General features: G+C 61.2%; 16 protein-coding genes and 1 pseudogene. 12 read left to right on the forward strand and 5 right to left on the reverse strand.

The window, feature by feature from the left end; all coding sequences use genetic code 11:
* Positions 1–356, forward strand: a pseudogene (locus tag ABIB36_RS20225) (integrase core domain-containing protein); the annotation flags it as partial.
* Between the two features lie 97 nt (positions 357–453).
* On the opposite strand, the gene ABIB36_RS21985 reads toward ABIB36_RS20225, so the two are convergent.
* Positions 454–885 carry a DUF8548 family protein gene (locus ABIB36_RS21985; protein WP_502950154.1) on the reverse strand — a complete coding sequence of 144 codons (432 nt, stop codon included), beginning with the start codon at positions 883–885 and terminating at the stop codon, positions 454–456.
* Between the two features lie 781 nt (positions 886–1666).
* Here ABIB36_RS21985 and ABIB36_RS20235 point away from each other — a divergent pair.
* A complete protein-coding gene (locus tag ABIB36_RS20235) occupies positions 1667–3274 on the forward strand; it encodes an AMP-binding protein (protein ID WP_354562997.1) in 1608 nt (535 codons plus the stop codon).
* A gap of 256 nt (positions 3275–3530) precedes the next feature.
* Positions 3531–4373, forward strand: a complete 843-nt coding sequence (locus ABIB36_RS20240; protein ID WP_354563013.1) for a glycoside hydrolase family protein — start codon at positions 3531–3533, stop codon at positions 4371–4373.
* 17 nt (positions 4374–4390) lie between these two features.
* On the opposite strand, the gene ABIB36_RS20245 is transcribed toward ABIB36_RS20240, so the two are convergent.
* The gene (locus tag ABIB36_RS20245; protein ID WP_354562996.1) at positions 4391–5233 is read right to left on the reverse strand and encodes an alpha/beta fold hydrolase; all 843 of its coding nucleotides are present in this window, start codon (positions 5231–5233) and stop codon (positions 4391–4393) included.
* Positions 5234–5428: 195 nt separating this feature from the next.
* On the reverse strand, positions 5429–5809 hold the full coding sequence (locus ABIB36_RS20250; RefSeq protein ID WP_084347919.1) for a hypothetical protein: 381 nt from the start codon (positions 5807–5809) through the stop codon (positions 5429–5431).
* A gap of 133 nt (positions 5810–5942) precedes the next feature.
* On the opposite strand from ABIB36_RS20250, the gene ABIB36_RS20255 reads away from it, so the two are divergent.
* Complete coding sequence (locus tag ABIB36_RS20255; protein WP_354562993.1) at positions 5943–6770, forward strand: helix-turn-helix domain-containing protein; 828 nt, start codon at positions 5943–5945, stop codon at positions 6768–6770.
* On the opposite strand, the gene ABIB36_RS20260 is transcribed toward ABIB36_RS20255, so the two are convergent.
* Positions 6723–7325, reverse strand: coding sequence for a TetR/AcrR family transcriptional regulator (locus tag ABIB36_RS20260; protein WP_084347923.1), 603 nt, complete (start codon positions 7323–7325; stop codon positions 6723–6725). The two genes, ABIB36_RS20255 and ABIB36_RS20260, sit on opposite strands and share 48 nt — an antisense overlap.
* Positions 7326–7547: 222 nt before the next feature.
* Here ABIB36_RS20260 and ABIB36_RS20265 point away from each other — a divergent pair, with 222 nt between their 5' ends.
* Both ABIB36_RS20265 and ABIB36_RS20270 read left to right on the forward strand, forming a co-directional pair.
* Positions 7548–8492 (forward strand): metal-dependent hydrolase, encoded by a 945-nt coding sequence (locus ABIB36_RS20265; protein WP_084348091.1) that lies wholly within the window; start codon positions 7548–7550, stop codon positions 8490–8492.
* Positions 8489–9652 (forward strand): hypothetical protein, encoded by a 1164-nt coding sequence (locus tag ABIB36_RS20270; protein WP_084347926.1) that lies wholly within the window; start codon positions 8489–8491, stop codon positions 9650–9652. The genes ABIB36_RS20265 and ABIB36_RS20270 overlap by 4 nt, the downstream gene beginning before the upstream one ends.
* Positions 9653–9670: 18 nt before the next feature.
* Here the strand turns inward: ABIB36_RS20270 and ABIB36_RS20275 are convergent, their stop codons facing one another.
* Positions 9671–11119 (reverse strand): short-chain fatty acyl-CoA regulator family protein, encoded by a 1449-nt coding sequence (locus ABIB36_RS20275; protein ID WP_084348092.1) that lies wholly within the window; start codon positions 11117–11119, stop codon positions 9671–9673.
* A 171-nt stretch (positions 11120–11290) separates the two neighbouring features.
* Between ABIB36_RS20275 and prpD the strand changes: the two genes are divergently transcribed.
* The 6 genes from prpD (at position 11291) to ABIB36_RS20305 (ending at position 18357) form a co-directional block, all read left to right on the forward strand.
* A complete protein-coding gene (prpD, locus tag ABIB36_RS20280; protein WP_354562989.1) occupies positions 11291–12793 on the forward strand; it encodes a 2-methylcitrate dehydratase PrpD in 1503 nt (500 codons plus the stop codon).
* Positions 12793–13707, forward strand: coding sequence for a methylisocitrate lyase (gene prpB, locus ABIB36_RS20285; RefSeq protein WP_084347930.1), 915 nt, complete (start codon positions 12793–12795; stop codon positions 13705–13707). Before prpD ends, prpB begins: the two co-directional genes overlap by 1 nt.
* Positions 13704–14825: a bifunctional 2-methylcitrate synthase/citrate synthase gene (locus ABIB36_RS20290; protein WP_084347932.1), complete on the forward strand. Its 1122-nt coding sequence runs from the start codon at positions 13704–13706 to the stop codon at positions 14823–14825. Before prpB ends, ABIB36_RS20290 begins: the two co-directional genes overlap by 4 nt.
* 131 nt (positions 14826–14956) lie before the next feature.
* Positions 14957–16297 (forward strand): TrkH family potassium uptake protein, encoded by a 1341-nt coding sequence (locus ABIB36_RS20295; protein ID WP_502944960.1) that lies wholly within the window; start codon positions 14957–14959, stop codon positions 16295–16297.
* 16 nt (positions 16298–16313) lie between these two features.
* Complete coding sequence (locus ABIB36_RS20300) at positions 16314–16955, forward strand: potassium channel family protein (protein ID WP_502944959.1); 642 nt, start codon at positions 16314–16316, stop codon at positions 16953–16955.
* A 97-nt stretch (positions 16956–17052) separates the two neighbouring features.
* Positions 17053–18357: a DUF2254 domain-containing protein gene (locus ABIB36_RS20305; RefSeq protein ID WP_354562981.1), complete on the forward strand. Its 1305-nt coding sequence runs from the start codon at positions 17053–17055 to the stop codon at positions 18355–18357.
* Positions 18358–18359: the final 2 nt, after the last annotated feature.

Consider the following 18359-nt stretch of genomic DNA (forward strand, 5'->3'; position numbering starts at 1 on the left):
CGTTGACGAATGCGGCATCGACGACCCTGATCGAGTCGGGAGCGATTTTTCACTCCGATCGCGGCAGTGTCTACGCATCGCGGGCCTACCGGGCTCTGGTGAGCTCGCTGGGGATGCGGTCGTCGATGGGGCGAACCGGGGTGTGTTGGGACAACAGTATGGCGGAAAGTTTCTTCGCGGCCCTCAAGAACGAGTGCGTCTATCGGACGATCTATTCCACGAAAGACACAGCGTGACAGGACATCATCAGATACATCGAGGGGTTCTACAATTCGCGACGCCGGCATTCGGCAATCGGGTACCGATCCCCGAACGACGTCCACTACAGTTATCGGCAGCCCGCGATCGCGGCCTGAGAATAGTCATCTCCATTGTCCGAAATCCTCGCGGCAGATCAGAGCGGACATCGTCGGCCGCGTCGGAAGCGTGTTGCCAAGAGTCATCTGCTGGACTCTACTTGTGAGTACTGACCGAGTTGGTCATGCAGTTCCAGATCGCGGCGTCGAGCGCACCGGGGCTGAACCCCATCTCCGAAGCGGCAGCTTTCACGAGCGAACCGATTGAGTCGTAGTCCAGGCCGGGGACGCCGGCAGCGGCCACGAACGCGGCTACGTGTTGATCTACGGCTACATGCTGGTTCGACCGGGTGAGGATGGCGATGTAGTCCAGTGTCTTGGGGCCGACGTGCTTCACGCGTCGAAGCGCTACACGAGTGGCCCGTTCCAGTACTGGATCACTAAACTTCGTGGCCAGGTCGGCTACCGTCTCGACTTCAGGGCTACTGAGCGCCGTAGCCAGGTCGTGGATCTTCGTGACCTCATCGGACGCGCACAGAAGGTTGAGGTTTTCTCCAGATCGGACACCGGATCCATGGGGATCCGGGATGGAACATCCTGGTCCGAGTGGGTCTGATCAATTGTTCTCGTTGACACGAGAGTGACACAAGTCGGTACAGATCGGCATGGATTGGCATGTACCTGGATGTACGAAACTTGTTGTTGTGCAGAGAAATATGGATTCAGGGGAGTCCATCAGAATTCATCCTTCCGGACTTAATATCCGTACAGTGTCGGTTCGAGTCCGATCGGGGGCACAGGAGTCCATACGGATCCATGATCTTGGACCAGGACAGCGATTTTCGAGGCGTACAGTCGCCGCCCTTGCATCTATTTGATCGAGCGAGGCAAAGGACTCGGATCCGCTACACGGTCCATCGCCCTTCTTGTCGAGTTTTCATTTTGGAGCAGTTGAAGACCTGCCCTACAACGTCTCTCAGAGCCCCGCTCACCCTGCACCGCTGTCCGCTGCACCCAGGTCGTCGCCGCCTACGACACCGGGTCCTGTCGAATCGACAGCTTGCCTGCCGGGTGAATCCGTGGTGCCGCAAGGTCGTGAGCTCTCTCGCGGTTCGGAAGGTTGTTGAGCGGACAAAAGTCAAAACGTCGTACCCCGTGCAACCGGAAGACTCCGGGATCGGTCTTCACCCTTGTGAAGTATCACGGCTGCACCGCGCCTGCGCAGTCCGGCGGAGTGTGGAAGTTGCGGTCTCCCCGGGCGCGACCGAAACAGAACAAATCGGACTGTATTGCTCCGGCAACCTAGAACGTGTTCTAGACTCGGGTCACCCGCTTCGCGATCGCGGCGCTGTCGCTTGAGAGGAATGACGATGCAGTTCAACCTTGCCGACGTTTTCGAGACAGTCGCCGGTGCGGTGCCCGATAGGGTTGCCTTGACCTACGAGGGCGAGAACCTCAGCTACGCCCAGTTGGACGCGGAAGCTAACAGGACTGCCCGGCTGCTCACGCAGGCCGGCATCTCCCGAGGCGACCATGTCGCACTGTTCCTCAAGAACAGTGTCGAGCACGTGACTTCCATCCTGGGATTGATCAAGATCCGCGCGGTCCCGATCAACGTCAACTACCGGTACACGCCCGCTGAACTCGAGTACATCTTCGTCAACTCCGATTCGGCTGCGGTGATCGTCGAAATCCCCGAGCATCAGTGCGTCCTTGCTTCCCTCTTGGAGAAGTGCCCGACGATCCGGACGGTGATCGTGATCGGCGAGATCGCCGCCGATCTGCTGTCCGCCGCAAAGGAGCGCGGAGTTTCGGTGGTTTCATTCGCCGATGCTCATGATTTGTCGCCCACAACCGAGTTCGAGCCCCGCACGGGCGACGATCTGTACCTGCTGTACACGGGAGGGACCACTGGATACCCGAAGGGCGTCATGTGGCGGCAGGATGACTTTTTCCGCAAGCCACTTTCCGGCGGAAACCCATACGGTGAGGGGGCGCGAGAATCCCTCGCCGAGATCGCCAGTGGTGCAAAGGAATTTCCCGAACTCTCGTTCCTGATCGCTGCGCCCCTGATGCACGGTGCGGCGTTGTATTCGTTGTTCACCTTTTTCACCCTCGGCGCTCGTGTGGTCCTCAGGCGTGACTTCGATCCGCAGAAGGTCGTCGAATCGATCGAGAGAGATTCGGTGCAGGTGATCCTGATCGTCGGCGATGCTATGGGTCTTCCGCTGGTCGACGAGATGGAACGACGAAAGGGCGAGGTCGATCTCAGCTCCCTGTTCTCGATCACCTCAGGTGGCGCGATTTGGTCCACCAGCGTTCGGGAACGCATGCTGGCGGTCAAACCGGACCTGCTGTTGCGGGACAATTTCGGCGCCTCGGAGTCCGGGAACGACGGAGCCTTCAGCATCGACGAGGCCGGCACTCTGCGTATGCCCCCCTCGCCGAGCATGACCCTCGTCGACGAGCGTCTGAACGAGATTCCAGCCGGCTCCGAGGATGTGGGCTATATCGCCAGGATCGGCAACGTCCCCCTCGGCTACTACAAGGACGAGGAGAAGACTGCCAGGACGTTCCCGACACGCAGTGATGGCACCCGTCTGTCGGTGCTCGGCGACATGGGCAAGGTGGAGGCTGACGGCACGATAGTCTTCCTCGGACGCGGTTCGCAATGCATCAACACCGGCGGCGAAAAGGTCTTCGCCGAGGAGGTCGAGGCCGCCCTCCACGCGCACCCGTCGATCGCCGATGCGCTCGTCGTCGCGGCACCCGACCCGCGCATGGGCCAACAGGTTGCCGCGGTGATCGCAACCTATCCCGAGGCTCCTGAGCTAACCCTCGACGACATTCAGGAGCATTGCCGCAAGACGTTGGCCGGCTACAAGATCCCGCGTTCGGTCGTGCTGGTCGATGAGGTCAAGCGAACCCCTGCCGGCAAAGCGGACTACCGCTGGGCGACGGCAGTGGCGAGCTCCTGACATCCAGGCGGAGCAGCGGTTGCACGCTATGAATACAACGCCGGCCGGTCAGTGCATGACGGCCGCCCGCCCGTAACGATCTTGATCGGAGTCGGCCAAAACGGTACGAACCGCGGCAGTTGCCGTTGATACTGCTCCCGTGACTTCGACCGAACGAACTTGTTTGTCCGCGATATCTACGGCGTTACTTGTTTTGGCAGCCACACTGGTTGCAGGCCCGGGAAGCAGTGCTGCACAGCCTGCCTCGCGGTACACGATGGTGGCGTTCAGCAACGCCAGTGATCGCGATATGGATGTGTACGAGTCGGGGGACGCTACTTCGTTCCAAGCCGTCCAACATTCGGCGTATCGGCCACCGTCGGGGCTTGTGCGTGACCCGTCCATCTTCAAGAACACAGACGGGCTGTATTACGTCACCTACACAACGGCCAACGGGGCGAATATCGGCTTCGCGCGCAGCCCCGACCGCATCAACTGGACGTCCATGGGTACGTATCCGGTCCCGTTTTGCTGCGCCTTCATGCCAGGTACGGGCGACGGTGTCGGGTTCGTGAATCTACCCGGCACCGGATCGGCGGGGTCGTCGGACGGCCCGTCGTTGTCGCCGTTCGTCACCAAAGCGTGGGCGCCGGAATGGTTCGTCGACGGCGATCGCGTCAAGGTCATACTCTCGCTGTCGACCGGCGGAGGGTTCGTGCCGTACATGATGACCGCGCTCGATCCGTCGCTCAGGTTGTGGGGTCTGCCTGTTCCGCTCGCCGGGATCGGCGCGGACCACATCGACACCACTGTGGTGAAGGTGGGATCGACCTATCATGCGTTCACCAAGAACGAGACCAAGAAAATAATCGACCATGCGGTCGCGTCGTCGGCGGCGGGACCCTATTCCTTCGTCCCGTCCGGAGACTGGGGCACGATGCTGGAGGGGCCGGCCCTGACGCAGCTGCCGAACGGCGATTGGCGGATATATCTCGATGCGTACACCGAGAACAAGTATCTCTATTCCGACAGCACGGATGGCTTGCACACGTGGTCGCCCGCGCGAGAGCTCCCCGGACTTTCGGGGACGGTGCGACATCTGGGCGTGATGAGTGAGTAGTCCGATCGAGGCGACCCTTACAGCGTGAGCATCGCCGCCGCAACGTCGTCGACAGCGTTATCGGGGATCGCAGTCGCGGCGTGTTCGAGCACCAGAAATCGACTGTCGGGAATCTCCTGGGCGAGGGCCTCACCGTTGCCGATCGGGAAGAAGGGATCGCGCTTGCCGTGGATTACCAGCGTGAGGATCGCAATGTCGGGTAGGCGTTCCCGCCAGCGCGGCGTGCACTTCAAGTGCGCAAACACGATTCCCATCTGATTGGCCATCTGGACCGCAACGTCGGTACCTGGCGTGCGATCCCAGATGCGTTCGGCAGTAGCGCGCGCGACGGCGGGATCATCGCCGAGAACTTCGGCGCCTGCGGCGGCGAACTCACCCACGGCGCCGCGGTCGGTCCAATCAGGCATCGGGTGGCTGAAGAGTTGATTCATGGTCGCCCCGTCATGATCGGGCAGGTCGTCATCGACCGGCCCTGGGGCAACGGGTCTGGTTCCGACGAGGGTGAGCGCTCGAAACGCGGACGGATGGTCGAGTGCGGCAACCTGGGCGACCATGCCGCCCACTCCGATACCCGCTAGGTGAGCCGGACGAGAATCGAGTTCGTGGGCGAGCGCCGCGGCGTCGGCCGCCAGATCTCGCAGGGTGTACGAGGGTGCAGCCGGCTGGGCGGTGGTCGACGCCCCCGAATCGCGCAAGTCGTAGCGGACGACATGGCGTCCACCGCTTGCCAGCGCCGCACACAGTGCGTCCGGCCAGGAGAGCATGGTCGTTCCACCGACGAGCAAGATCAATGGCGCCGCAGGGTCGCCGAACTGCTCGACCCCCAGAGTGACGCCGTTCGCGTCAACCGTTGCGCTCATGTACTTCCCCTTGTCGATAGCGTTGGCCCGAGTGCTGCTTGTCGAATCCTGCGTGTACGAAACTGACCCGTCGCGAACTGCAAATTCATCGTTCACGAGCCTGATCACGCCGCCCCTGATGGGGGTGACGGCAGGCCACCGGTGAAGCCTGCCGTCACGCAAGTCGTTGTCTCGAGGTCTCCCGCGCTCCAGGTGTCAGGCAGGCGCCGGCGTCCGCAATTCCCGCCGGGCCGCGGCTTGGAGCGCAGTCAATGCTGCGACGGCGAGCGCCTGGGCCAGGACGAACAGCACACCCCAGCCGGTGAGGCCGCCCCAGCCGCCGATGGCGAACGTGATGCTCGCGGCAACCCAGACCAGGTTGAGGGCGACGACCTCGAGCATCATGGACGGACTCGGATGGGCTGAGACCCAGGTGAGAAAACCGGCCCATGCCAGTAGGCCGAGGCCGACCACGACGGACAAAGTCTCGTCCAGTCCCAGTGGGCCTTCCAGTGCTCCTGCGAGAGCAACAAGTAGAACTCCGAGGCCGCCGGAAGCCAGGGCGTCGAGTCGAAGGAGAGTGCGGATCTGGTTCATGGCTTGCTCCTAAGGAATGTCGGATCGACGGCATGTCCGTCGACCATGACGACAACGGTGCCTTCCGCACGGAGCAGAGTCGATTACCTACGAGGTCATGGTGATTACGTCGATCCGTTGTCAGACTGGTCCGATGACGACCACTACTGCTCCGGTCCCGTTCGGCGCTCTGCTGCGGCAGTGGCGATCTCATCGACGAGTGAGTCAGCTCGAGCTGTCGAGTAAGGCAGAGGTGTCGACCCGGCATCTGAGCTTCGTCGAAACCGGCCGATCCCAACCCAGCCGTGAGATGGTGTTGCGGATGTGTGTGCACCTCGATGTGCCTCTGCGCGAGCGCAACCGGCTTCTGCTCGCCGCCGGATTCGCGCCGGTGTATCCCGAGAACGACTTGGCCTCACCGCAGATGGAGCCTGCGCGTATCGCAGTACGCGAGGTTCTCGAGGCGCACCTGCCCTATCCCGCTGTGGCGGTGGACCGAACCTGGAACATCGTCGACGCGAATGCCGCGGTCGTTGTCCTCACCCAGGTCGTGTCACCTGCCCTGCTGGCACAGCAACCGCTCAACGCGCTGCGGCTCACCCTGCACCCTGACGGTATGGCACCGCACATCACCAACCTCGGCCAGTGGCGCGCCGCGGTACTCGCTGCGCTGCTGCGTAGTGCCCATGCCCGAGCCGACAACGAGATGCTCGCACTGCACGACGAACTCCTCGCTTACCCTGGGGATGAATCGGATAGCGATCAGGCGGTCACCGACCCGGGTGCCATATACGTGCCGCTGAAACTCCGTGTCGGAGACACCGATCTATCGTTTCTGGCGATCATCGCCACCTTCGGAACCGCATTGGACATCACCTTGTCCGAGCTTGCCATCGAGTCGTTCTTTCCTGCAGACACCGTCACCTCGGACTATCTACGCAGGTTCGACCAGCAGGACGACGGGACCCAGCCAGCGTTGTAGATAGCTGCGCAGGTCTTGCTCGCTGCGGGGTGGGTTTCCCGGGGAGATGAAGAACGACTGCATGGTTCGAAGTTGATGCTCGACGAGTCCGCGGAGAGCCTGCTCGTCGTAACCGTGATGTTCCCAGTCGACGTCGAAGCGTCTGATCATGGTCATTCCGAAAGCCATGGCCTCGTCCGAGGCGATGCCTTCGGTGTGGGAGTACGCACCCGAAAGCATGATGGCCAGGTGGGGGGTTCTGGGGACGTCGCTCAACGCATACAAGACCGCCTCGATGACGGCTTCGGCCGGATCGTGAAGGCCACGTACATGATCGGTGAGTCGATCGAGGAAGGCGTCGACCGAGGCGATAGCCGCTGCTCGCAGGAGAGCGTCGGCGCTGGGGAAGTACCGGTAGACGGTTTGTCGGATGACATTGAGGGACTCCGCAACGTCGGCGATGGTGACCTCACCGCCAGTGGCACTGATGAGTTCGACGGCAGCAGCGACGATCCGTCGCACAGCTTCGTCGTCGCTCTCGGGGGGTGTTCCACCCCACCCGCGCCTACGTGCCACTTCGGTTCGTCCTCGTTTCTCCGGTAGGGCCCGAACGAGGCCGGTTGGGCGAACACCGTTCGTTGCCGGATTGCCGAGCGTATCGCGAATGCCGCTGCAGCTGTGTCATCCCGCGCCAGGACTGACCGGCGGTTCGATGGACAACTAGAGCAATATCAACATACGTAGCGACACCTTGATGTATGTTCGTCGCAATATGTCAGCAATAGAGAGGTGTCGCACATGACCGATCTTCATCCCCGAAAGATGGACTTCGGATTCGAGGACGCGGACGTTCCATTCGTGTGGAACCCGGAGAACCCTGCGTGGTCGAGCATGTCGAACGCGGTGTCGTTCCTGGCAATTGGTTTCGAAAAGATGATCGTGAAAGCAATCATCCAGTCCAAGCCGTTGATGACCGACCCTGTGGTCGCAGAGGAGGCCATGGCGTTCATGCGTCAGGAAGGTCATCACTCGACCGCTCATCGGCAGCACGTGAAGGCCCTGATCAGGCGGTATCCCGGACTGCAGAACACGCTCGATGCAGTACTCGGTGAGTACGACGTACTCACTGAGGCGACCTCGTTGAACTATCGACTCGCCTACACCGCGGACCTCGAGGCGACGTTCACCCCGGTGTTCAAGCTGATGCTCGACAACGAAGCCACCTTGTTCGCGCCGGGCGACGACCGTGTTGCGTCACTGTTCCTGTGGCACTTCGTAGAGGAAGTCGAGCACCGCAGTTCTGCGCTCATCATCTTCGATGCCCTCGTGGGCAATGAGGGCTATCGCGTGCGGATGGCACCGTCGATTTTCGCCCACGTGATGAAGGTGATTCGGATTGCCTGCGCGGGGTTCAACCAGCATGTTCCGCTCAAGGATCGGCAGGTCGACTCGTTGTCGATGTTCGCCTCCCACCGCGCGAAGCAGAAAGTGCTCACCCTCTTCGTTCCCTACCTGAGCAAGGGGACGATGCCGCGAGCCTTCGACGGCCTGCCCCTCAAAGAACAGCTCACTGCCCTCGCAGGGGCCGCCCGGAGTCAAATGCCCCGGCACAAGCCTGAACACGAGAAGCTCCCGGCGCTTGCCGACGAATGGTTCAAACGCTACGACGAGGGTTACGACTGCACTCGCTGGTACAGCGCTACACCGTCCGATCAGTCGGTTGGATCGAGGTCCGACAGATGACAGATCTCTGTACGTCCACGTTCGATCAGCTTTCGACTGCGCTGGGATTCTCCTGCGAAGAAGCCGGCGGGTTGTTCGATCTCCGCAGTCCGTTCGGATTGGAGAACTGGACTCTTCCGGTGCTCGAGCTCATGATCGTGCTCGGATCTGTGATCGCGCTCGTGTACGCGGTCGTGCGCCTTCGTCGGCATGGGGATCCCACCAACTTGGTGCTGTGGTTCGGTGCGACGGCGTTCCTGTTCATCATCGAACCGCCGCTGTACTTCCCGGCCGCTTTCGGGATAGAAGAACAAGTCGACACGATGTTCGCGCACAATCTGTTCACCGTCGAGTTCATGTGGGGACGACTCCCGCTCTACATTGTCGCGATCTATCCGCTGATGGCGACGCTCGCCTTCGAGATCGTCCGGATGCTCGGCGTGTTCCGCAGGTACGGCGTTCTTCTCGGCGCTGTGTGTGTCGGATTCGTCCACCACGCGTTCTACGAGATATTCGATCAACTGGGCCCACAGCTGCGGTGGTGGGAATGGTCGACCGACAACCCGATCAACCAACCCATGTTCGATTCCGTCCCGATACCGAGTGTCGTCGTGTTCGCTGCGCTGTGGCCGATGTCGTTGGCGTTGTGTGTCCAGTTCTTCGTAGGCCGTCACGTCGATCAGGGCCGACACTTCACCGGTCTCGAACTTCTCTGGCGCACAGTGGTGATCGGATTGGCGGCGTCGGTCGGCACGTTCGTCCTACCACTTCCGGCGACGGTTTTCGGGATGGGTAGCGATACCGTCCGCGGTTTCCTTTACGCGGCCGAGCTTGTGGCTCTGACGCTCGTGGCGATCCCACTTCTCGTTCGCCAATGGCGCGCAGTGCGGGTTGGGCAAGCGCGCGAGCCGGTGTATTCGAACGACTTGGTCCGTATCTACAGCCTCGTCTACCTCGGCGTGATGGGGTTGCTGTGGGCGAGCGCGTTGCCGGACTACTTCTCGGCAGTCGACGGCGTCACCGACAACGGCGATCCGATCGGCAACCTCTGGTACACGCTCGCATGCTTCGCCGTCGTAATCGGTTGTATTGCCGCGATATTCACTATCCCACGCACGAGTTCAACCAGCCTACGCGCTGAACCGGACACCGCTACTCAACCGCATATCGACGCGCAGTAGGGCGGCCGGTCGAACGGTTCAGGTGCGGGCTGGGGGCTGCGAGATGTACGGGTACGGCAAGTCCGTGTCGACGTTGTCGTCGACGACCAGTGGGCGTCCCAACTGGGGGAACGCGCGTTGGGCACAGGAGGTACGTTCGCACACTTTGCAGCCCGGCCCGATCGGGGTCGACGCGCTGGGGGAGTCCAGTGGGAGACCGTCGGCATAGACGAGTTTGTTCGCGTAGGCGATATCGCATCCGAGGCCGATGGCGAAACTCTTTCGTGGTGATCGGTATCCGAGTCCACCGCTGTCGGTGGTCCGCGCTATCCAGAGGTAGGACCGGTCGTCGGGCATCGTCGCGATCTGGGTGAGAATGCGGCCCGACGCGGCGAAAGCGTCGTGCACCACCCACAGTGGACAGCTGCCGCCCACGCGCGAGAAGTGAAATGCGGTGGCGGACTGTCGTTTCGAGATGTTGCCCGCGCGATCGGTGCGGACGAAGAAGAAGGGGACACCTTTGGCGCCCGGCCGTTGCAGGGTGGAGAGTCGATGGCACACGGTTTCGAAACCGACCTCGAACGTCAACGACAGCATCTCGATGTCGTAGCGCAGTGATTCTGCAGCCGCCAGAAACTGTCGGTACGGCAGCAGTAGTGCGCCGGCGAAGTAGTTGGCCAGGCCCACGCGGGCCAACTCACGTGACTGGGTACTCATCGCGGTGTCGGAATCCACCACCGCGGCGATCGTCGACGAATGCGAGACGAATGCCAGCTGTGTAGCGATCTGATACGCACGCTGTCCCGCCGTCAACCGCCGCGCAAGTGTCAGCGTCCGCGTTGATTCGTCGAAGACTCGCTTGGGCCCCAAAGCGCCAGGGTCGTCGTCGCGGATAGCGACAGAAATGCCGTGATCCTCGTAAATGAGCTGCGCTAGTTGCAGATCCAGTGCGCCGATGGTCAATCGGCGACGGAAGAACAACTCTTCTGCGGCCACGTCGAGTTCGGGGATGTGGTTGCGGCGATCGTAGAAGAAGTCTCGGACCTCCTCGTAGGGCATCGGTGCTCGGCTGTCCAAAGCAATGTCGGGCCCGCGGCCATCGAGTCCCGCTGACAATCGCTCCACCTGGTCGGTCGCAGCATGCAGGCGCCGATGCAGCGCAACCAGGGTTCGGCCGACATCGGGCATACGCGAGACGAGTTCGTGTACCTCGGACATCGAGACTTCACCGCGATCGGAGGTCTCGGTGAGAACATCGTGAAGGTCCGCGACCAGTCGAGCATCGGTGTCGGTAGCGAAGAACGCTGGATCGAGCTCGAACATCGTGTTCAACTTCAGCAGTACCTGGACCGTGAGCGGACGCTGATCGTTCTCGAGCTGATTGAGATAGCTCGGCGATAGTTCGAGCGTCTTCGCCAATGCCAACTGTGTCAGATTTCGACTCTCTCGCAGGCGACGCAGACGACTGCCAGCGTAAATTTTCTGCACCTCGATCACTTCCTCTCGACGAGAGCACACTGTACTCGGACCGCATTCGCAAGATTCGCTGATTTGCAACAAAGGTCTCGCAAAAATAGGCAATTGCGAGACCTTCCGCAGCTCCGAGCGTGTACGTAAGGTTGCGAATCAAGCGTAGTCACCACCAGCACGGAGGATTTTGTGAAGACTCATCTCGTTCGTACCCATCGATCCGCCGAGGATTTTCCGCAGTCCGATCACCTCGCATGGAAGATCGCCGAGGTAGCTACCGATGCGGTCGAGGTCTCCGCCTCCACCTCCGAGATGATCGTCAACCGCATCATCGACAACGCCTCCGTCGCGGCCGCCTCACTGGTGCGACGCCCGGTGACGAGCGCCCGCGCACAGGCGATGTCGCATCCATACAGTCCCGGTGCGACGGTGTTCGGTGTCGATGGAAAGTACTCGCCGGAGTGGGCAGCGTGGGCCAACGGCGTGGCAGTGCGTGAACTCGACTTCCACGACACCTTCCTCGCTGCCGAATACTCCCACCCTGGCGACAACATTCCGCCGATCCTCGCTGTCGCGCAGCATGCGGGCCGTAGCGGGCGCGATCTGATTCGCGGCCTCGCCACCGGCTATGAAGTTCAGATCGATCTGGTACGCGCAATCTCGTTGCACGAGCACAAGATCGACCACGTGGCCCATCTGGGGCCGTCGGCGGCTGCCGGCATCGGAACACTCCTCGGTCTCGACACCGAGACCATCTACCAGGCGATCGGCCAAGCACTTCACACCACCACCGCTACACGCCAGTCACGCAAGGGGCAGATCTCGAGCTGGAAGGCCTATGCCCCAGCACTCGCAGGCAAAGTAGCAGTCGAAGCAGTCGACCGTGCCCTGCGCGGCGAAGGTGCACCGTCGCCGATCTGGGAAGGCGAGGATGGCGTCATCGCCTGGCTGCTCGGCGGGCCCGACGCGGAATACCGTGTGTCACTGCCCGGACCTGGCGAGTCCAAGCGCGCGATCCTCGACAGTTACACCAAAGAGCATTCCGCCGAGTACCAGAGTCAGGCGCCGATCGACCTCGCGCGCCGGATGCGCGAGAAGATCTCCGATTTCGAACAGATCGAGAAGATCGTCCTGCACACCAGCCACCACACGCACTACGTCATCGGCACGGGATCGAACGATCCGCAGAAGTTCGATCCGACGGCATCACGCGAGACTCTCGATCACTCGGTCATGTACATCTTCGCTGTCGCGCTCGAGGACGGAGATTGGCACCACGAGTATTCCTACGCCCCCGAGCGTGCGCAACGACCTGACACGATTGCACTGTGGAACAAAATCTCCACCGCCGAGGATCCCGAGTGGACTCGCCGCTACCACTCGGTCGATCCGGCGGAGAAGGCGTTCGGTGCCCGCGCCGAAATCACCTTGAAAGACGGCACCGTGATCGTCGACGAACTCGCTGTCGCCGACGCGCACCCGCTGGGAGCTCGACCCTTCGCTCGCGAGCAGTACATCGCGAAGTTCCGTTCCCTCGCAGACGGCGTCATCGCACCTGCCGAACAGGATCGCTTCCTCGCCGCCGCACAGAATGCTGCGAGCCTCGACGCTGGAGATCTCGATCAACTGACGTTCACCGTCGAAGCCGATGTACTCGCGCGCGCACCGAAGACGCCGAAGGGCATCTTCTGATGTCCGGCCTCATCACAGCGGTGACCTCTGCAGCAGCCAAGCGGGATGCTTTCCGTGCCGGACTGAACTCCGGAACCATCCAGCGAATGCCGGGAGCATTCTCTCCGCTGGTAGCAAAACTGGTGCAGGAGATCGGCTTCGAGGGCGTCTACATCTCAGGCGCGGTAGTCTCCGCTGATCTGGGTCTGCCCGACATCGGACTCACCACTTCGACCGAGGTCGCAGCCCGCGGCCAGCAGATTGCCCGGGTCACCGACGTGCCGGTATTGATCGACGCCGACACCGGTTTCGGTGAACCCATGAGCGCTGCCCGGACGGTGACGATGCTCGAGGATGCCGGTGTCGCCGGGTGCCACCTAGAAGATCAGGTCAACCCCAAGCGCTGCGGCCATCTCGACGGTAAGGCAGTGGTGGATACCTCGGTGATGGTGCAGCGCATCCACGCTGCGGTGTCGGCCCGGCGTGATCCGAACTTCGTCATCTGCGCTCGCACCGACGCCCGTGCCATCGAAGGAATCGATGCGGCAATCGATCGTGCAAAAGCCTACGCCGACGCGGGTGCCGATCTGATCTTCACCGAGGCACTCACCGACGAAGCAGAGTTCGCACAGTTCAGAGCAGCCGTCGACACTCCGTTGCTTGCCAATATGACCGAGTTCGGCAAGTCCGAGCTGATCTCCGCGCACACATTGGAAGACCTGGGCTACAACGCGATCATCTACCCGGTCACCACCCTGCGCTTGGCGATGTTCTCAGTAGAGCAGGGGCTGCGTGAGATCGATTCGACTGGAACACAATCGGCGATCGTAGACAGGATGCAGCACCGCAGCAGATTGTACGAGCTGCTCGACTACGAGAAGTACAACGAGTTCGACACCGGCATTTACAATTTCGGCCTAGGAGCACATCGATGAGTGAAGCGATTCCTACCATCTTCAAAGGCTTGGCCGGTGTCGTGGTGGATACAACGGCGATCTCCAAGGTTGTGCCGGAGACCAATTCGCTGACCTACCGTGGGTATGCAGTTCAGGATCTGGCCGCGCACTGCAGTTTCGAACAGGTGGCATACCTGTTGTGGAACGGAGAGATCCCCTCGGTGCAGCAACTCGAGTCGTTCACCCAACGTGAACGTGCGCTGCGCCGGGCGGACCGGTCTCTGTTGTCCCTGGTGACGAAGATGCCCGACAACTGCCATCCGATGGATGTGGTGCGCACCGCGATCAGTTACCTCGGTGCGGAGGATCCTGCCGAGGACGACAACAGTCCACAGGCGAACTTGCAGAAAGCGCTTCGGATGACGGCAGTGTTACCCACGATCGTGGCCGCTGACCATCGCCGACGTCGAGGCCTCGATCCGATCGCACCGCACCCGCATCTCGGGTTCGCCGAGAACTTCCTGAACATGTGTTTCGGGAAGGTGCCGGAGCCGGAGATCGTGAAAGCGTTCGAGGTGTCACTGATCTTGTACGCCGAGCACAGCTTCAACGCCTCGACGTTCGCTGCGAGAGTCGTGACGTCGACGCTGTCGGATATCTACAGTGCCGTCACCGCTGCCATCGGCGCCCTGAAGGGTCCGCTGCACGGCGGCGCGAACGAGGCCGTCATGCGGGACATGCTCGAGATCGGTGACCCCGATCTGGCCGAGCGATGGTTGAGGAACAAACTTGCGGCCAAGGACAAGGTCATGGGTTTCGGTCACCGGGTCTACAAGAACGGTGACTCGCGGGTGCCCACGATGAGCAAGGCCTTCCGGGAAGTTGCGGCAGTGAAGGACGGTCGGAAGTGGGTTCGGATGTACGACACACTCGAGAAGACAATGAACGAGGCCACCGGAATCGAGCCGAACCTCGACTTCCCGACCGGACCGGCCTACTACCTCATGGGCTTCGATATCGACGTGTTCACACCGATCTTCGTGATGAGCCGCATCACGGGGTGGACCGCGCACATCATCGAACAAGGCGCATCCAACGCACTCATCCGTCCGCTCAGCGAATACTCGGGAGTGCCGCAGCGCGCCGTCGTTGCATGACTCTCGGCGGGGCACGTGAAGGTCGACGGACGTCGTTGGCCCTCGTTGTGATCGAGAGTGATCACGCCGTGGTTAGGCTCTAGTGCGTGACGCCCCCCGCCGACGATCCCCCTGAGAAGCGTCGATGGTTCATAGACGCCGCGAAGTTGACTCCGGTTCGTTTCGTCTCTCTGGGATTTGCGGTTGCTATTGCGGTCGGAACGGGTCTTCTCAGCATCCCTTGGGCCAGCCAGCCAGGATCGGGCGCAAGTCCACTGCAGGCATTGTTCACCGCGACGTCGGCGATGTGCCTTACCGGTCTCGTCGTGGTGGATACGCCGACGCAGTGGTCGGGTTTCGGGCAGGGCATCATTCTGGCGCTGATCCAGCTCGGCGGGCTCGGCATCATGACCATGGCCTCGTTGGTGGGGTTGATCCTCGCCGATCGAATCGGTCTGCGGAGTCGGCTCAACACGGCCGTGGAATTGCGCGCAACGGGGCTGACCGATATTCGCAGTGTCGTGACCGGAGTCGTACGCACCAGTTTCGTCATCGAAGCCGTCATAGCATCAGGTCTCGCACTACGTTTCTGGTTGGGATACGACGAACCGCCGCTGCGAGCGGTGTGGCTCGGAGTTTTTCATTCGATCTCGGCGTTCAACAATGCTGGGTTCGTCCTCTTCGAGGGCAATATCATCGGCTTCGCCACCGACCCTTGGATTTGCATACCCCTGATAGTCGCCGTCGTGCTGGGAGGACTGGGCTTCCCGGTGCTGTTCGAGGTGATTCGGCAGGTTCGTCGCCGCCCGTCACAGTTGTCGCGTCGTTGGTCTCTACATTCTCGACTGACACTGTCGGTCACCGGAGTTCTTCTGATCGTCGGACCCGCGCTGGTATTGGTACTCGAATGGTCGCGGACCCTCGCACCCTTCGGAGTCGCTGACAAAGTACTGGTCGGCAGTTTTCAAGGAATCATGTCGAGATCCGCGGGCTTGAACAGCATCGACTGGGCAGAGGCCGACCAGGCGACTCTCCTTGTCACCGATGTGCTGATGTTCATCGGTGGGGGAAGCGGCGGCACGGCCGGCGGAATCAAGGTCACCACGTTCGCAGTGCTGTTGTTCGTCATCATCGCCGAAATCCGTGGAGATCGGACAGTGACGGTCTTCGACCGACAGATCAATGCACGCGTGCAGCGGCAGGCCTTGACCGTCGCATTGTTCGGTATCGCACTTGTGGTGATTCCGACCGTGGTCCTCTTGGCAGGCACACCTTTCGGCCTCGACGAGCTGTTGTTCGAGGTCGTATCGGCTTCAGCGACTGTCGGACTGTCGACCGGGATCACCGGCCAACTTCCACCTTGGGGGCAGTTGATCCTGATTCTGCTCATGTACGTCGGCCGAATCGGGTCGATCACCTTGGTCAGTGCACTTGCGGCGCGTGATCGTGGGCGCCGCTACACTCTCCCCGAAGAAAGGCCGTTCATTGGTTAAGAAACCTTCCTCCAACGTGGTCGTTGTCCTCGGGCTCGGTCGATTCGGCAATTCCCTTGCACTCGAGCTCATGTCGCAAGGTACCGAAGTTCTCGGAATCGACTCCGACGAAACGCTTGTCCAACGTATGTCGGATCGCCTGACTCACGCAGCCGTTGCCGATACCACCGACGAGGAAGCGCTTCGGCAGCTCTCGGTGCACGAGTTCGACCGTGCGGTGGTAGCCATCGGTTCGAAACTCGAAGCGAGTCTGCTCACCGCCTCGGCCCTGATCAATCTGTCGGTCACCAACATCTGGGCCAAAGCCACCAGCAATGCGCACGCAAAGATCTTGACGCAGATCGGTGTCCACCACGTGGTGCGACCCGAACACGACATGGGCAAGCGGGTAGCGCACCTCGTTCGTGGACGAATGATGGACTACATCGAGTTCGACGACGAATTTGCCATGGCCAAGACGTCGCCACCGAAATTCGTCATCGGAATTCAGTTGGGTGACAGTGCTGTTCGTACCAAGCACAAGGTGACGGTGGTGGCGATCAAACGGTCTGGCGAGGGTTTCACCTACGCTGCCGCTGACACGATCGTCGCCGCGGGGGATACCATCATCGTCTCGGGGAAGGTCCGGGATATCGAACGATTCAGCGAACTGCTCTGAGGTGTTCCGACATACTTTTGGACGGGTAGAGAGCTGAGCGTCGTGGATCGAAGGAGTTGCCCGTGAGTGTCCCTGGTCTTTCCGGTGCGAGCCCGTGGTGAGCGCTCTACGTGTCCGGCTCCTCCGGGCGCGTGAGTCGTTCTGGTTTCTTCCCGCGCTCCTCGGTATCGTGGCCATCGTTCTGGCGCAACTTCTGATCACGCTCGACCGCCGTCTCGACGGTACAGATTTCGGCGCCTGGGGATTTTTGTTCTACCGGGTCGGAGCCAGCGGAAGCCGGGACATCCTCGGTGCCATCGGTGGCTCGATGCTGGCGGTGGCTGCGACATCTTTTTCCATCACGATCTCGGTACTTGCGACCGCAAGTTCCACTTATGGTCCGCGGCTCGTGCGAAATTTCATGTCCGACCGAGGTAATCAGTTCGTACTCGGAATCTTCGGATCGACGTTCCTGTACGCACTGATGGTATTGCGTTCGATCCGCTCCGAATCGAACGACGGGATCTCCTTCGTTCCCGATATAGCCGTCAATGTTGCAGTCCTACTGGCGGTACTCGATGTCGCGGTATTGGTGTATTTCATTCACCACATTGCGAATTCGATCCAGGTCTCCACGCTCTCCGCACGGGTTCGAGGTGAGCTGGTCGCGGTAGTCGATTCGTTGTACCCGGAGACTTCGCCCGACAATGCGGTTGCTGCGCGTTCTGTACCTTCACCTTCGGCGGTTGTGCTTGCGCAATCGTCGGGGTTCGTCGTTGGTGTTGACGAGCAAGCACTGGTTTCAGCGGCTCGCGCCGGTGACTGCGTCATCGAACTGCGCATCGGGCCCGGTGACCACCTGATCGTGGGCGAGCCGATCGCTATCAAGAGTGGCGACGTGGATTCCGATGTCGACGAAGCAGTCAGGGGAGCACTCAATCTAGGGGACACCCGTACCCCGAACCAAGACATCCAGTTCGCAGTACAGCAGCTGACGGAGATGGCGGTGCGGGCAATGTCGCCGAGCACCAACGACCCCTATACGGCCCGAAACGCGCTCGCCGAACTGGCCGTCGGACTGGTGCCGCTCAGCACGCGACCGACACCGCTTCTCGGACGCGTCGACGGGGAGGGGAACTATCGGGCCACCCTGACTCGCCCGACAGTGACAGAGCTGGTCGATCAAGTCTTCGACGCCATGCGCCACTACGGTCTCGGGAATCCGCTTGCGGTGACCGCAGCAGCGGAGTTGGGTCAGCGGATCGGTACTGCCACAGTGTATTCCGAGATCCGAGTGGCGGTTCTGCGGCAGCTGGCGGCTCTGAATCGCGCCTATGGCGACAGCGACAACGATCCGATCGACATCGAATCCGGTCGAACGCGCATCGTCGCGGCAACCACCGCGATCACCGCCCAGCGTTGATC

Origin of the sequence: Rhodococcus sp. UYP9, from assembly GCF_040547235.1 — a bacterium.
GTDB lineage: Bacteria > Actinomycetota > Actinomycetes > Mycobacteriales > Mycobacteriaceae > Rhodococcoides.